The sequence below is a fragment of the Aeromonas molluscorum 848 genome, from assembly GCF_000388115.1.
GTDB lineage: Bacteria > Pseudomonadota > Gammaproteobacteria > Enterobacterales > Aeromonadaceae > Aeromonas > Aeromonas molluscorum.
Map to the genome: position 1 here is coordinate 1 of NZ_AQGQ01000092.1, position 15,849 is coordinate 15,849.

A 15,849-nucleotide genomic window follows, 5' to 3' on the forward strand; every position below is an offset into this window, starting at 1 on the left:
CCAGATCCCTGGCAAGGAAACCTTGCCTGCCAATGTACCTTCGTTGCTACAACGTTGTGATAATTGGCTGATGGGTCTGTGCCAGCGGTTGTGCTATTGGCTCGGGCAGTTTTTGCTGTTGGGGTTCGGATGCTGGTACATCTGGACATCCTTCACGACCATCTTCGAATATGGTGAGGGGATGGCCGATCTGGACATTGTTGAGAAAGGAACGTTGCTGTTACTGGCTTTGTTGCTTTGGCGTCATTGGCGGTACTGCCAATATTGTTCAACGCCCTATTGGCAACGATTGCTGCGCCCCTTGCTCAGTTGGGGGCGTTTATTCGTGGTCGGGCAGGTCATGGTGGGCATCATTTTTGCTATTGATGCAAGCTGGCTAGCTGAAGATGCAGGGCGGTTTCAGGAATATGCCATTTATGACCGACTGTTAGATTACACGCTGTTTTTGGTGGCGCTCTATCTGGCGGCACCTCGATTCCAACCCCTATCACCCATCTCTTCGACTGAGCAAGTGTCATGATGCTACGTTATGTTCCAGTGCTATTTATTCTTATGTTGCCACAGATAGTCGGTGCTGAGACGAATAGGTCTATGTTGATTGAAGGCTGTGCTGAAGCTATCCAGATTTACGAGGATAACCAGCGCTACAGGTGGCAGGCGGCTACGATGACGTCACTTTCTGAAGCGTTAAGGGCTGGCTATTGCAGGGGCGTTATCGATGAGTATGACCGTAACCATCATTGCGGTGGGGACTGGTTAGAGCGCGCTCGATACATTGCAGATCATAAAGAGGCTAAGAGCTTGCCGCCATCAACCGAGTCGCTGTTACGAGGTGCTTGTCAGTCATGAGATCGTACACCTTGGCAGAAGCCATGCGACACCTGTTCGGGATCAAGTTGGCGGATTATCCCAAGTTGAAAGATCAGTTGAATAGCTTGGTTCGCAACAAGCTGATCCATATGGATGCCGAGCTTGTCTCTCATCGAGATCGCAGGCGCTTGCCAGAGCGTGAGCTGACAACCTTGTTCAATGCAACCTTGTTGTTGGCGATCTTCCCTGATCCCGGCAGGGTTAAGTTGATTTTTAATGATGTGGGGGCGCGGCAGAAAGCAGCTAGATTGGTGGAGTTGATTGTGATAAATCGCCAGTCTTTGCTGGAGCTTGTCCATTTGAGCGTGAGTGCGGCAACCTTCGTCAAGGCGCTAGCGTCACCCGATGTAGACCTCCGACAAAACAGGTTGGATAACCCATTTGAGGCGTTACCCCAGACCTTATTGGATGGAGACGTGGGGCTGCTTGATTGCAACGTTGCACGTAGTGCCAGCCTCACCAAGGCCGATCCCATGCTACGTTGCTACTTGAATGGCGAGCTGGATATCGCAGCAGAGCATGCCGCTCGCATGCTTTTGGCTTCTGAAATGATACCTCATGAACTGGTTTACCTGGCTCAACATATTGAAGCGGAGTACCGCGCCGCAAAGGAATTCTCTGCGACTGTCGATCTTTTGTTTGGAAAGGCTTTTTAGTGCATTGCACTGATTGATGATGATCCCTGTCAGCACAACGTTGGGCTGACAACCATCAACTTTCAAGGAGTCTTTTATGTCAAAGCATGCCCCCATCAAACCGGCAGATAACAATGCCAACATGCAGAATCGAAACCCTGGTTCTTCTGGGACCAATAGTCAGTACGACCAGAATCAGGGGAACCGTGGTAAAGAGATGAACCCGAATCGCAAGTAACCGCAGAGCCTGCCGTGGCTTGCAGCAGAGCATTGCCATGGCTTGGTTGACCGTAACGGCATGGAGCCTGTGATGTCCAAAAAAGATGATGACGATAACCATTCACGTCAGTTAAACCCTGAGCATGATGCTTATTGGCAGAGCCGGGGATATGACGAACGTCCCGATGAGGACGAAGAGTAACCTAAACGCGGGGGCCAATGAGCCCCCCGTTCTTTTTGCTCATGTTCTTTGCCGTTGCTTGAATCGCCCCTACTTTTCTAGACACCTCAAGAGCCTCAAACTGAGGTCATTCAGGAGGTGTTATGAGCAAGCAGCAACGTTACACGGAAGAATTCAAACTGGCCGCCGTCAAGCAGGTGACTGAGCGCCATTACCCAGTGGCAGAGGTCGCCGAGCGACTTGGTGTTTCCAGTCACAGTCTTTACGCCTGGATCAAACGCTACAGCCAGCCCGAAGTGCAGCAACAGCATGACTCCAGCCAGCAAGCCGAGATTCGGCGCCTCAAGGCTGAGCTGCGCCGCGTCACCGATGAGCGAGATATCTTAAAAAAGGCCGCCGCGTACTTTGCCAAGCTGTCAGGGTAAGGTACGCCTTCATCCGGGAGCACGCGTCCACACATCCCATCCGCCGACTGTGTCGGATGATGAATGTCCACCCGAGCGGTTATTACGCCTGGCGGCACCAGCCTTTATCTGCCCGAGCACTTGAATACCAACGCCTCCTGGGCCAGATCAAGCAATGTTGGCTAGAAAGCGGCGGCGTCTATGGTTATCGCAAGATCCGGGACGACCTGCGAGAGATGGGCGAGACCTGTGGGGAACACCGGGTGGCGCGATTAATGCGTCATGAAGGTTTACGTTCACAAACCGGTTATCGGCGCCGTCCCGGTCATTATGGTGGCCGGCCAACGGTGGTTGCACCGAATCATCTTGAACGCCAGTTCGATGTGACTGAGCCAAATAAGGTCTGGGTAACGGACATCACTTATATTCGAACCCATGAAGGCTGGCTCTATCTGGCCGCGGTATTGGATTTGTTTTCACGACAAGTCATTGGTTGGTCAATGGGACCACGGATCGACCGAGAGTTGGCCATCAGCGCGTTACTGATGGCGGTGTGGCGACGGCGACCCGAACAGGAAGTGCTGGTTCATTCTGACCAAGGGAGCCAGTTTAGCAGCTATGACTGGCAGGATTTTTTGCGGGATCACCGGCTCAAGGCCAGCATGAGCAGACGTGGCAATTGTCATGATAACGCGGTGGTGGAGAGTTTCTTCCAGCTCCTCAAACGCGAGCGGATCCGACGTAAAACCTATGCGGATCGCGAGGAGGCCCGGCAGGATGTGTTCGATTACATTGAAATGTTTTACAACCCCAAGCGTCGGCACAGTTTCAACAATGGGCTATCGCCAGTAGAGTGTGAGAAGCAATATTTCGAACGGCTCAAAAGTGTCTAGAGAAGCCGGGGCGATTCAATCATGTGGCAGAGAACTAGCTACCGGAGCTGGGGCGTTCATTTACTGGTTGATGAAAAACAATCGCCACGTCATCGCAGGATGTTTCATCTGCCATTCTGATAGGTGAAACCTTGAGGCGTTCGACGACAATTGTCGTAAAGCTAGGCAGGTCAGGAATGTCGCCGTCACCAAAGTGTGGGTGACATAGAACCCCATCTGGATTCAGGAGGCGCTTCATCCGTCCAGCTGTATCTGCACGATCTTTCTCAGCACCCTGTCCGCTTGGTATGTAATCAAACGGATCAAAAAAAATGAAATCGTACCGTAGATCGATAGCAGACTGCTTCCAATCTCCGCAGTAAGGATGTACCGACGGATAAGCCTCAGCGAAACGTACCAGATCTTGGTAGATGGCTTTCTCGATTTCGAAAATATCATGCCGGGTAGGTTTCATATGCTCTTGGATGAGAACTGCTGAAATTCCAAGCCCATAACCAACTTCCAATACAGTATCGGGTTTGAGATAAGCGAGTCGCTGAAAGAGAGCCTGGAAGTAGGCCTCTTCGGTACGCGACATGACCACCTGCCCGTTCCAGATAAGCACGTCCTGATTTTTCTCGTCAAACTTCAACTTAATAGAACTCATATAGCACCCAATTATGTCGATGGCTAGATTCGCGGAGAGGCCAGCTATACCGCAATAGCCTTATTGCGACGACAGCGCGCCTTTGTCTTCACCGTCTAGGGGGCATCGGTAGCAGCCAACGGCTCCCCGACCTTACTAAGAACCTGTCTACGCCAAACCAGCACCAGTTGAGTATCTTCATGCGCTGTTGCCTCAACAAAACCGGCATGTTCAGCTGCCTTACGCGATGCGGTATTGGACTTGCGCATGTGCGCATAGACGACATCATGCCGGCTGAGCTCGCAACAACGCTGATAGGCAATGCGACCGATTTGTCGCCCCTGACTAGGTCGATTCAGGAACACGTGAAAGGATGGATGGTGGCCTCGGATCGGGTCATCGACCATGTTGATATAAGCAGTACCTGCCCGCTCGCCGTTGGCCAAAATGATCCATGCTTCACATCCAGGCCCGCCTCCGCGCCCACGTGAGCCAGGGGTACTAATGAGTTCGATTGCGTCAGTCGTTACGGGGCCCAGCTTCGATTTGGCTTTTACTACAGGGGGTTTGAGAGTCTTCTGTTTGGTTGTTCTGGGTTTCGACTTACTCAATGATCGAGCCATTGTGATTCTCCCAAGCCGGCAAGGAGGCGAGCGCAACTCTTGGCCCAAAATTCCGCTGGGAAAAAACCTGGAGAAAAGGCTATTACGATGTCAGCGAGGCGTTCCAATACGTGGTGACCGTGCAAGGCCTGGGTGAGTTCGTCGACTCGATTCAAGACCTCTGGCAACGAGCAGTTCAAGGGGCCTGGATGTTCTACAGAGTCGCTGTCACCGTCATATCGATTGCAGAAGTAGTCCATGTCAATGTGAAGCAGAATGGCAGTATCCTCTCCTGCAATACTGTCAACCCCTTCAAGCCAGGCGTCGAGGTCGTTAGTGAACCGATAACGTCCGCGCCCCACACCGTTGTCATCAGGAACGAGCGAGATCCCAGGCCGACGCTCATCGGGATTCAGCAACGTGTCTGGCAAGGACTCCAGCTTGATGGCTGAATCGACAGTTCCGATGCATTTGGGCCCTTGGCAAAGGTGACGCACATCAGTATTTGGGGCGTAGTGGAGGAAAGGCGTCAAGAAGCTCCCCATTCCCAATGCACCACTCTTGATCGCGCTTGTCACAGTGCAGGGATGGTGGAGACTTACGGTTTGTCCTTCGATGGGATCAAACCAGCCGTTAGTGTGTTGGAAAATTCGGGGTGCACCCAAATCTTTGTGATCATCCACGTGTAGTACAGTAATGTGCGGGTGCTGGGGGTTGCGAGCCAACCACTCGCTCCAACTCTCCAACGTCCAAGTATCGTTCAACGATAACAGCAGTCGACCTCTACGCTTGCGAGCCAGCGCCATATCTTGGTACCGAAGGTGACTGCCCCACCAAGCCAGTCCCTCATCAAGCTGAGGATCGACATAACGGCGCGGGTCATCTGACCATCCCAGCACCAATGCCCACTGGTCATCGACTTGGGTGGCTACCGCGTCCTTATCGCAGAAGTAGTCCCGCAGCTGCGCGTGCCGTTGCTGCGGATCAAGCGATAAACGGGATATTGGAATGGTGATCTGCGAACTCATTGGGCTCTGTCCCTTCCTTGGCGGCACGGTTCAACACATCAACGAGGCTCAAGCCCATCTCTGTCAATGGGCATTCTTTCAACGTGACAAACGCCTGTTTGAGGTGCAGATCGGTATCTGCAATCTGGTTAACAGCTCGTGATTTGAGGCTGGCTGGTCCGTGATCACGCACGTACAACCAAAAACGCCTGAGTTCGACAAACACAAACACTGCGTGGAGCAACCCCGAAGGTGGACGCAAGTCTTCACGCCAAGGAGAAACGACCTGGACAGAGGTGCGCTCCACGGTCGGCGCGTGCCTCTCCAGCAGGTAGAGTTTCTGGTGACGGTGCTCATGGATCAGTGAGTCCGCCAGATCGTAAGGATCGATCAGCCCATCACCTTGCGAAATTGATACGTAAAGCGCCCCAGGGACGGAATTATCACTGAAGGAAACGATCTTGCATGGATCAGCCGTGGGATCACGAACGAATTGAACTGCGCTGCATGCTGCTAACATTTCCGTCGCAAGATCTGGGCGCCAGGCCTTGACAATATCCATGGCGCGCTCGACGAGAGCTCGTCCTACATCTCCAAGTTCATCATCTTCGAAGATGATAGCCCCACCGAATGGCGCCCTCAGCCAGAGGTCATTACGACCAACATCAAGCTTGACGCTATCCATGTTCTGGTTCGCATGCTCGAGCAGCATGTCCAAATAGTCCGGGCTGACCGTAATGGCCTGACCATCAACTGTCAGCAGGACATGTCCGCGCTTGTAAGCCAATACTGCACTTGACCAGGCGATAGCTCCGGGATGGAAAGCAACTTGCTCGAAGTTTGCTTTATGCATAAAACTGAACTTGGCAGCACGCCTGTCATTTGGAAACAAACTCAATGACTCTCGTAGCCGCTGAATCGCGTCTTCCCTTGCGCGAGCGCAAAGCCAGCTCAGGTGAGGGTTAGACGTTTCTGCCTGCTCGAAACTAGCCAGATCGAACGTCTCAGGGAGAGGTGCCAGCACCTCCTTTAGCATCTCAGACGAAAGATGTTCTCTGAGACGATTGTTGATGTGCGTGACCAGGCGCTTCATCTCGTTACAGTACACCGTAGGATTAATGAATCCACTCTCACCAAAGCGGTGAGGCAGTGAGCCGCCGCCGCAGATTTCTACGATTTCACACGACTGGCAAGTTTCGGACAGCCCTTCTTTGCGCAGATAACGCCGATGCTGCTCAATGGCGGGGGAAAGCGCCACCTGGGTAATGGGAGTGTCTGCAACGGTTCCCTTAAGCCTAGTCGCGCCATCCTGTGTGACCTTCAAGACGTCTAGGTCGTGGTAGCTGCCATCCGTCTCGATCGACAACAAACTCACATCACCAAAGCCAAAGGCATCGGTGCTGGAAGGCAACCCTGCACAGAGATCTAGTAACGCTTCGAATGTTCTCAGCGGAATATGCGCGTACTGGTCGAACCAAACATCAAATGCGTTGACCAGCCATTCCTCATACAGTTCTGGGTTTTGGTTGCGTCCTGGTGGAGGGCGAAGCCAATGGGCATCCGGCAGCAGGAAATCCAGACGTGGGATATTGAAGTTATCGAAATATTCAAACAGTTCGGTCGCACTGGTCGAGGGGTCTACAACCGCGATAACGCCGGCGAAGATCGATGGATACTGCTGAAGGCGCGTGAGAGCCTGCTCCGTCTGCTCAAAACTGGAGAGCCCCTTCCTCGTCAAACGATGTTTGTCATTAGCAGACTTGGGTCCATCAAGGCTAAGCGAAACGCCGATGTCAGCTTTGGCAAGGATGACCAAGGCTTCGTCAGTCAATAGCAGTCCATTGGTTTGTAGACTGACATCCACTGGAATGCTGCAGGTTTGGCGGAGAAGCCTTGCAAAGTCAGCGAGCGCTTGGGCCCCAGCCAGTAACGGCTCACCGCCATGCAAAATTACTGCGCAGTGCTTCAGTTCACTCTGGAGCACATACTCTGCTAGCTGGCGGGCGAACGCCTCACGATGTTCAGCGGAGAGGAGCTTTGGCATGGAACGCCAACTCTGATCCGCGTGGTGGTAGACGTAGCAATAATCGCAATCGAGGTTGCACCGTGATGCCACTTTTACCAAAAACGACGAGAACCTAGCGGCGTCCATGCAGATGACTCACGAACGGTTGTGGCGGTGGTGCATGCGATCGTAGCTGGTGATGACTTGGCTCGCGTCTGACTCAGTCAATACACGCGAACGCAGACGTTGGATGGCTGGGTTCGTGCTTTGCCCTTTAGCCAGGCTGTGGCGGATTGTCGACGGAGTCGACTCTTCGATTTTGATTGCAGCAGACGACATCACGTATTCCTTGACATGTTGAAGTGTCATTATGATGGACGACTAATGCACAGAATTTCAAGGATAATTGTCGAGTTTGTAATAGATCGGTTAAATGACGGCCGTGCGAATAATTTTGGTCGCTGATTGGTGCATTTTCAGCGCTTTTCGCGGGCCTTTCATCGCTAGAATAGCTCCTGCCTCCTAAGCACACCTAAGCGCACGCGACGTCGACACAGTTGGCGTAGGCAAGCTAACTAGAATACCTCGAACAGCCCTTCTAGGCGTTTGTAAGGCGCGTCGGCATGGATGCATGGCTAGGATGCTAGGACTTGCCCTCGGTTTAAGGGCCCCGATTGAGGGTGCTTATAAGTGGTGACGAAGTGATTGCGGCCTCAAGGGAAGGAATTTGTGGAAGGGGGTGTGGATCTTGGTAGAGGGGGAAGGGCAAAAAACTATAAGTGTAGGTTTAAATGTAGACTTTTGGTTTTAGTGATAAAAACTGTTTGCAAATCAATGCAAAGGCACCCATGCATCATGGGCGTGTGTTGGCTAAGGGCTGCCTTGGGAGCCCCTGTCTGGGCGGATAATGCGTTCATGTTCGATCCCGGATGGTGGCCGAATGGCCTGTGCAGATGCGTCTGTTATGAGGGGCCATTCTACACAGAAGCCGGGGATGGGGGGAACCCAACCTGATGATGACCAAGGCGGGCCCGGTTGCGAGAGCCAGAGCCGGGATAGCATAATGAGGGCTAGATAACGGGAGGTACCATGACCCTTGATAGAGAGATTGTTTGCCTTGCCGAAGAGCTGGGCCCCGCCCTCATCGGCCGGGGCTGGCTGGCGGCCACCGCAGAATCTTGCACCGGGGGTGGGGTTGCCTACGCCATCACTGAGGTGGCAGGCAGCTCGGCCTGGTTCGATCGCAGCTTCGTCACCTATACCAATGAGGCCAAGCAGCAGATGCTGGGGGTGAGCATCGACAGTCTGGTGCGTCACGGTGCCGTCAGCGAAGCCGTGGTACTGGAAATGGCCAGGGGCGCCCTGGCGCGTTCCGATGCCCGCATCAGTGTTGCCATCAGCGGGGTCGCGGGGCCGGGCGGCGGCAGTGAGGAGAAGCCGGTCGGCACCGTCTGGTTTGCCTGGGCCGAGCAGGGAGGGCGTCAGCGCTCGCTGCTTGCCCGTTTCGAAGGGGATCGCCATCAGGTGCGACAACAGGCGATCAGACAAGCCTTGTCCGGTCTCTGGGCCCTGCTCAAGTAAAAGGGGTTGATACTGTATGAATAGACAGTATACTTAGCCCAACTTCACCTTATCACGATTTCCAGCGGAGATTGGCATGGATCAGAACAAGCAGAAGGCACTGGCGGCAGCGCTGGGTCAGATTGAGAAACAGTTTGGTAAAGGCTCCATCATGCGTCTGGGCGACAGCAAGACCATGGACATCGAAGCCATCTCCACCGGCTCCCTCTCCCTGGACGTGGCGCTCGGTATCGGCGGTTTGCCCTGCGGTCGTGTGGTCGAGATCTATGGCCCGGAATCATCGGGCAAGACGACCCTGACTCTGCAAGTCATTGCCGAGGCCCAGAAGAAGGGCAAGACCTGTGCCTTCGTCGACGCTGAACATGCACTGGATCCTATCTATGCCGCCAAGCTGGGCGTCAATGTCGATGATCTGCTGATCTCCCAGCCTGATACCGGTGAACAGGCGCTGGAAATTTGCGACATGCTGGTACGATCCAACGCGGTCGACGTCATCATTGTCGACTCCGTTGCCGCGTTGACTCCCAAGGCGGAGATCGAAGGCGAGATGGGCGATTCCCACGTAGGTCTGCAGGCTCGTTTGATGTCCCAGGCGCTGCGCAAGCTGACCGCCAACATCAAGAATGCCAACTGCCTGTGCATCTTCATCAACCAGATCCGCATGAAGATCGGTGTCATGTTTGGTAGCCCCGAGACCACCACGGGTGGTAACGCCCTCAAATTCTACGCCTCAGTGCGCCTTGATATCCGCCGTATCGGCGCCATCAAGGAAGGGGACGAGGTGGTCGGCAACGAGACCCGCGTCAAGGTCGTCAAGAACAAGGTAGCCCCGCCTTTCAAGCAGGCAGAGTTCCAGATCTTCTACGGTGTCGGCATCTCGAAAGAGGGCGAGCTGGTGGATCTTGGCGTCAAGCACAAACTGATCGACAAGGCGGGTGCCTGGTATAGCTACAATGGCGAGAAGATAGGCCAGGGCAAGGCCAACGTCATGAAGCTGTTTGCCGAGAACAAGACGATGGCCGCTGAAATCGAAGCCAGATTGCGTGAGCTGCTGCTGGCCAAGGATGGTTCCCCGAACGAGAAAGCCCCAGTGGCGCCTCTCGACGCGCTCGAGCCTGAAGACGAACAAGAATTTGAGTAACAGACAGGCCGGGCTAACCCCCGGCCTTGTTTTTATGGACGAGGGAGCCATGACGGAACAGCCAGAGTTGTCATTTGAAGAAGCCTTTACCGCCGCCCGCGCCTACGCCATGCGCAGTTTGGGCAGGCGGGAAAGTGCCGAGTCAGAGCTGCTGATGCGCCTGCGAAAGCGGGGTTATGATGAGGCCGTGAGTCAGGCTGTTCTTGATTATTGCCGTGATCACCAGTGGGTATCCGATGAGCGTTATGGGGCCATGGCGGTGCGGGCCGGAGCGGCCAAGGGTCATGGTCCCACCAAGATCCGCTTCGATCTGCGCCGCAAGGGGCTAAGTGATGCCGAGTTGGAGCTGGCGTTTGATCAGCCCGAGCTGGACTGGTTCGAGCTGGCCCTTACCCTGTTGCAGCGCCGCACCGATGGTGCCGTTCTCAAGGAGTTCAAGGTGCGCATGAAGTGGCTCAAGTATCTGCTGGGGCGAGGTTTCAATCAGGATCAGGCTCGTTATGCCCTGGATACTCTGCTGGCCGAGAGCGAGGCCGGCGACAACTGAATGGCAAGCATGATGGCTTGCTCAGCCAGGGACTTGCGCCTTCCCTCGTCACGTTAAGTCAATCCCTTCTTGGTGTGAGGCTCATGCCTCTTGTTCCCTGCCGTCACGCGTCTTTTCTGTGGTGTACCGCCGTCCCCCCTGCTTCCCTTTCTTTGGTGTTTTGTCGTTGACGTTTGGTCGTGGCATCTTGGTCACGGCTTCCTGCCATCCTTTTTGGCTAGGGGGTCGGGGCGTCGACTATTGGCGATCGTCATGGGGCTGCCGCTACTTTTGGGTGCGTTGCGCTGCATGTTCAGGTCTCTCGTCAGTCAGGATCTGAGCCCGGCCGCCGCTTTTTGCGGGTGTCATGCCCTGCATGTCGCGCGGGGTCTCTTTTCATCGGCTTTTTAAGGGAGGAGCGGCCAGTGGGTTTTACTTTACCCCGCAGAAAACTTACATTAAGGCGATTAAAAGTCCGTATCTGAATCAAGCAGGATTTTCCATGTATATGTCCACATCAGAGATCCGTAACGCGTTTCTCGAGTACTTCCGCTCCCAGGGGCATCAGGTAGTGTCGTCCAGCTCACTGGTACCGCACAACGATCCGACCTTGCTGTTCACCAATGCCGGAATGAATCAGTTCAAGGATGTCTTCCTCGGTGCCGACAAGCGCGCCTACAACCGGGCGACCAGCTCCCAGCGCTGCGTACGTGCGGGCGGCAAGCACAATGATCTGGAAAACGTGGGCTATACCGCCCGTCATCACACCTTCTTCGAGATGCTGGGTAACTTCAGCTTCGGCGATTACTTCAAGCAGGATGCTATCCGCTTCGCTTGGGAGTTCCTGACTGGAACCCTGAAGCTGCCCAAAGAGCGCCTGCTGGTCACCGTCTATGAAACCGATGATGAAGCCTTCGACATCTGGGCCAACGAGATTGGCGTGCCAACCGACCGCATAGTGCGTATCGGTGACAACAAGGGTGCCGCCTTTGCCTCCGATAACTTCTGGCAGATGGGTGATACCGGTCCTTGCGGCCCCTGCACCGAGATCTTCTACGACCATGGCGATCATATTTGGGGTGGCCCTCCCGGTTCACCGGAAGAGGATGGCGACCGCTTCATCGAGATCTGGAACGTGGTGTTCATGCAGTTCAACCGCCAAGCCGATGGCACCATGGAACCGCTGCCGCGTCCATCCGTGGACACCGGCATGGGGCTGGAGCGCATCTCCGCCATCATGCAGGGCGTGCACTCCAACTATGAGATCGACATCTTCCAGGCACTGATCAAGAAGGCGGCCGAGATAGTGGGCACCGAGGATCTGAGCAATCAATCCCTGCGCGTTATCGCCGACCACATCCGCTCCTGCGCCTTCCTGATCGGCGACGGCATCATGCCCTCCAACGAGGGGCGTGGCTATGTACTGCGCCGCATCATTCGTCGCGCCGTGCGTCATGGTCGCAAGCTGGGTGCCACCGATGTCTTCTTCTACAAGCTGGCCGCCGAGCTGGCCGTGCAGATGAAAGATGTGGCCACTGAGTTGAGCGCCCAGCTCTCTCTGGTCGAGCGGGTTCTGCGCATCGAAGAGGAGCAGTTCGTCCGTACGCTGGATCGGGGCCTGTTGCTGCTCGAAGATGTGCTGGCCAATCTGGGCGATGTCAAAGTCATCCCGGGGGACGTGGTGTTCAAGCTGTATGACACCTATGGCTTCCCGGCGGATTTGACCGCCGATGTGGTGCGCGAGCGCGAGATAGCTATCGACGAAGAGGGCTTCCACAGCGAGATGGCGAAGCAGCGTGCCCGCGCCAAGGAAGCTTCCAGCTTCGGTGTCAATTACAACGATGTGCTCAAGCTCGACTTCGAGACCCCCTTCACCGGTTATCAGGCCCTGACCGAGCAGACCCGTGTGCTGGCCATCTATAAGGATGGTGTTCAGGTGAGTGGCCTCATCGCTGGCGAAGAGGCGGTCGTGGTATTAGAGAAGACGCCTTTCTACGCCGAGTCAGGCGGTCAGGTGGGCGATACAGGCATCATCAAGGTAGATGACGGTATCTTCGCCGTGACCGACACCCGCAAGGCGGGTAAAGCCATTATCCATACCGGTTATCTGGAGCTGGGCACCCTGGAAGAGGGGGATGCCGTGGTGGCCGAAGTCGATGACGAGCGCCGTCAGGCCGTGGCCCTGAACCACTCTGTCACCCACTTGCTTCATGCCGCCTTGCGTCAGGCGCTGGGGGATCATGTGACCCAGAAGGGATCCTTGGTCGGTGCTGAGCGGATGCGCTTTGACTTCTCCCATTTCGAAGGCTTGACCATGGCGACCATTCGTCGCATCGAGGAGTTGGTCAACGCCCAGATCCGTGCCAACCATGACATCGCTACCCAGGTCATGGATCTGGAGGCGGCCAAAGCCGCCGGCGCCATGGCGCTGTTTGGCGAGAAATATGAAGAAGATGTGCGGGTGGTGCGCATGGGGGATTACTCCACCGAGTTGTGTGGTGGTACCCATGCCAAACGCACCGGCGACATCGGCTTCTTCAAGATCATCGCCGAGAGCGGGATAGCCGCGGGTATCCGTCGTATCGAAGCCGTGACCGGCAAAGGTGCCATCGACTTCCTCCACCAGTTGGCCGAACAGATTGAAGAAGCCGCTGCGCTGGTCAAGGGCGATCAGTTCTCCCTTGGCAGCAAGGTGCGTCAGTTGCTGGACAAGTCCAAGCTGATGGAGCGTGAGCTGGAGCAGCTCAAGGCCAAGCTGGCTGCCCAGGCAGGCAGCGACTTGCTGAGTCATGTCGTCGAGATTAACGGTCAAAAAGTGCTGATCGCGGCCCTGGATGACGTGGATCCCAAGTCCCTGCGCGGCATGTTGGACGAGCTGAAGAACCGCATGAAGTCCGGTGTCGTGCTGCTCGCCACCAGTGGCGAAGGCAAGGTCAACCTGATCGCCGGCGTGACCCAGGATCTGATCGGCAAGGTCAAGGCGGGTGAGCTGGTCAATCTGGTGGCTCAGCAAGTTGGCGGCAAGGGCGGTGGTCGTCCTGACATGGCGCAGGCTGGTGGTACTCAACCGGAAGCCGTGCCGGCGGCACTGCAGTCTGTCCACTCCTGGCTGGAAGAGCGCCTTTAATAGGGCGAGGTGATCTGTGGCACTCTATGTACAGAAATTCGGTGGCACCTCGGTTGGCACCCTGGATCGAATCGAAGCGGTCGCTGAACGGGTCGCTCAGACCCGCAGCCAAGGACACGATGTGGTGGTGGTCGTCTCCGCCATGTCGGGGGAGACCAACCGCTTGCTGGGCATGGCCCAGCAGCTGGATCCGGACGCCAAGCGGCGTGAGATGGATGTGCTGGTCTCCACCGGCGAGCAGGTCACTATTGCTCTGCTCGCCATTGCGTTGAATCGGCGTGGCTGCCCGGCCGTCTCCATGACCGGGGATCAGGTGCGCATCCATACCGATTCGGCTTATGGCAAGGCGAGGATCACTCACATAGATACCGACTCGCTGCAGAGTGAGTTGGCGAGTGGCAAGGTGGTGGTGGTGGCTGGCTTCCAAGGTCGTGATGAGCACAATGCCATCACTACCCTGGGCCGGGGCGGTTCCGACACCACGGCGGTGGCGATCGCAGCAGCCCTCAAGGCCGATGAGTGCCATATCTTCACCGATGTGGACGGTGTCTATACCACGGATCCGCGTATCGAACCCAAGGCGCGCCGTCTCTCTACCATCACCTTCGAGGAGATGCTGGAGATGGCTAGCCTGGGGGCCAAGGTACTGCAGATCCGCTCGGTGGAGTTTGCCGGAAAGTACCGGGTACCACTGCGGGTGCTGTCGAGCTTTATCGATGGCGAGGGAACCTTAATCACATATGGAGGTGAGAGGATGGAAGCTCCCCTGGTATCGGGCATTGCGTTCAATCGCAATGAGGCCAGTCTGACCATTTTGGGTGTGCCGGACAGGCCTACCGTTGCGGCTCAGATCCTCGGCCCTATCAGCGATGCCAACATCGACGTGGACATGATTGTTCAGAATACGTTGGGGGACGGCACCGCAGACTTTACCTTCACGGTGAATCGCGATGACTATCGCCGTGCCCGTGCTCTGCTCGAGCTGACGGCCAGTGAGCTCGGCGCCGCCTGTGTTCAGGGCAATGGTGAGATAGCCAAGGTCTCCATTGTCGGGGTGGGAATGTGGAATCATCCCGGCGTGGCCCGCACCATGTTCAAGGTGCTGGGTGAGGAGGGGATCAACATGCAGTTGATTTCAACTTCAGAGATCAAGATTTCCGTAGTGATTGACGAGAAGTATCTGGAGCTGGCAGTACGCTCACTGCATGCGGCCTTCGGGTTGGATCAGGAGCCGAGTGAACAGCCTCTGGGCAACAATCCCGGATTGATTTAGTTTCAACCATTTACCATATCGGTATCTTTGTAAGATAATGTCGATTATCGATACAAAAACAAAACAGAATACAGGAGCAAGCGAATGCTTATTTTGACTCGTCGTGTAGGGGAAACCCTGATGATAGGTGATGAAGTGACAGTGACCGTATTGGGCGTGAAAGGCAACCAGGTCCGTATCGGCGTCAATGCACCGAAAGAAGTCTCTGTACACCGCGAAGAGATCTACATGCGGATACAGGCCGAGAAAGTACCGGGCCAGCCCAACTTCTAAGCCGCTTTTCATGGCAGCGTTAAGGCGACACACAACAGTGTCGCCTTTTGTTTTTCTGGGGTGGCAACAAGTCCGTCAAGGGCATAAACAGTGGGATAAGTATCGATTTTGTTTGAATATTCCACTCTTTGGCCAAATGCTGAGCGAACGGTCTTTTTTCTCCAAAAAAGTGTTTGACTAAAAATCCCTGTGAAGTATTATCAGCCCCGCAAACGGAGAGGTGGCCGAGAGGCTGAAGGCGCTCCCCTGCTAAGGGAGTATGCGGCTTATACCCGCATCGGGGGTTCGAATCCCCCCTTCTCCGCCATTTGCGCCCGTAGCTCAGCTGGATAGAGTACCTGGCTACGAACCAGGTGGTCGGAGGTTCGAATCCTCCCGGGCGCACCATATTACGACTCAAGCAAGAGTCATGTGTTGACCATCAGCAAGTCGACACCTTAGAAAAGGCTTACTGATAAGTAAGCTTTTTTTATCGCTGTTAAAAACA

General features: G+C 55.1%; 15 protein-coding genes and 2 tRNA genes. 12 read left to right on the plus strand and 5 right to left on the minus strand.

Annotation, left to right across the window (positions count from 1 at the left end; genetic code table 11):
- The 4 genes from G113_RS21360 to G113_RS12775 all read left to right on the plus strand — a co-directional run.
- Positions 1–520, plus strand: a 520-nt coding sequence (locus tag G113_RS21360; RefSeq protein WP_005903201.1) for a hypothetical protein, incomplete at its 5' end; no start/stop codon positions are given.
- A gap of 340 nt (positions 521–860) precedes the next feature.
- Positions 861–1,526, plus strand: coding sequence for a hypothetical protein (locus tag G113_RS12765; protein ID WP_236611769.1), 666 nt, complete (start codon positions 861–863; stop codon positions 1,524–1,526).
- 76 nt (positions 1,527–1,602) lie between these two features.
- Positions 1,603–1,743, plus strand: a complete 141-nt coding sequence (locus G113_RS21515; protein ID WP_005903206.1) for a hypothetical protein — start codon at positions 1,603–1,605, stop codon at positions 1,741–1,743.
- A 305-nt stretch (positions 1,744–2,048) separates the two neighbouring features.
- Positions 2,049–3,202 (plus strand): IS3 family transposase gene (locus G113_RS12775; RefSeq protein ID WP_152436040.1). Its coding sequence is split into 2 segments (ribosomal slippage): positions 2,049–2,286 and positions 2,286–3,202, totalling 1,155 coding nucleotides; the frame shifts between segments, so codons are not numbered across the junction.
- A gap of 34 nt (positions 3,203–3,236) precedes the next feature.
- On the opposite strand, the gene G113_RS12780 is transcribed toward G113_RS12775, so the two are convergent.
- From G113_RS12780 to yhhA, 5 genes are all read right to left on the minus strand, one after another.
- Positions 3,237–3,848, minus strand: coding sequence for a class I SAM-dependent methyltransferase (locus tag G113_RS12780; RefSeq protein ID WP_005903210.1), 612 nt, complete (start codon positions 3,846–3,848; stop codon positions 3,237–3,239).
- Between the two features lie 95 nt (positions 3,849–3,943).
- The gene (locus G113_RS21075) at positions 3,944–4,450 is read right to left on the minus strand and encodes a GNAT family N-acetyltransferase (protein WP_161618914.1); all 507 of its coding nucleotides are present in this window, start codon (positions 4,448–4,450) and stop codon (positions 3,944–3,946) included.
- The gene (locus tag G113_RS12785) at positions 4,435–5,457 is read right to left on the minus strand and encodes a hypothetical protein (RefSeq protein WP_005903211.1); all 1,023 of its coding nucleotides are present in this window, start codon (positions 5,455–5,457) and stop codon (positions 4,435–4,437) included. The genes G113_RS21075 and G113_RS12785 overlap by 16 nt, the downstream gene beginning before the upstream one ends.
- The gene (gene yhhB / locus G113_RS12790) at positions 5,414–7,588 is read right to left on the minus strand and encodes a cyclophane-forming radical SAM/SPASM peptide maturase YhhB (protein ID WP_005903212.1); all 2,175 of its coding nucleotides are present in this window, start codon (positions 7,586–7,588) and stop codon (positions 5,414–5,416) included. The genes G113_RS12785 and yhhB overlap by 44 nt, the downstream gene beginning before the upstream one ends.
- A gap of 9 nt (positions 7,589–7,597) precedes the next feature.
- Positions 7,598–7,810 carry a YhhA family cyclophane-containing RiPP gene (gene yhhA, locus G113_RS22165; protein ID WP_407919105.1) on the minus strand — a complete coding sequence of 71 codons (213 nt, stop codon included), beginning with the start codon at positions 7,808–7,810 and terminating at the stop codon, positions 7,598–7,600.
- A 720-nt stretch (positions 7,811–8,530) separates the two neighbouring features.
- Between yhhA and G113_RS12795 the strand changes: the two genes are divergently transcribed.
- From G113_RS12795 to G113_RS12830, 8 genes are all read left to right on the plus strand, one after another.
- A complete protein-coding gene (locus tag G113_RS12795; RefSeq protein ID WP_005903213.1) occupies positions 8,531–9,022 on the plus strand; it encodes a CinA family protein in 492 nt (163 codons plus the stop codon).
- A gap of 76 nt (positions 9,023–9,098) precedes the next feature.
- A complete protein-coding gene (gene recA / locus G113_RS12800) occupies positions 9,099–10,163 on the plus strand; it encodes a recombinase RecA (protein ID WP_005903214.1) in 1,065 nt (354 codons plus the stop codon).
- Between the two features lie 49 nt (positions 10,164–10,212).
- A complete protein-coding gene (locus G113_RS12805; RefSeq protein ID WP_005903216.1) occupies positions 10,213–10,710 on the plus strand; it encodes a regulatory protein RecX in 498 nt (165 codons plus the stop codon).
- Positions 10,711–11,191: 481 nt separating this feature from the next.
- Positions 11,192–13,816 (plus strand): alanine--tRNA ligase, encoded by a 2,625-nt coding sequence (alaS, locus tag G113_RS12810; RefSeq protein ID WP_005903220.1) that lies wholly within the window; start codon positions 11,192–11,194, stop codon positions 13,814–13,816.
- Between the two features lie 16 nt (positions 13,817–13,832).
- On the plus strand, positions 13,833–15,089 hold the full coding sequence (locus tag G113_RS12815) for an aspartate kinase (RefSeq protein ID WP_005903222.1): 1,257 nt from the start codon (positions 13,833–13,835) through the stop codon (positions 15,087–15,089).
- Positions 15,090–15,173: 84 nt separating this feature from the next.
- Complete coding sequence (csrA, locus tag G113_RS12820) at positions 15,174–15,362, plus strand: carbon storage regulator CsrA (protein WP_005315760.1); 189 nt, start codon at positions 15,174–15,176, stop codon at positions 15,360–15,362.
- 214 nt (positions 15,363–15,576) lie between these two features.
- Positions 15,577–15,669: transfer RNA gene (locus G113_RS12825), tRNA-Ser, on the plus strand.
- A gap of 3 nt (positions 15,670–15,672) precedes the next feature.
- Positions 15,673–15,749, plus strand: a tRNA-Arg gene (locus G113_RS12830).
- Positions 15,750–15,849: the final 100 nt, after the last annotated feature.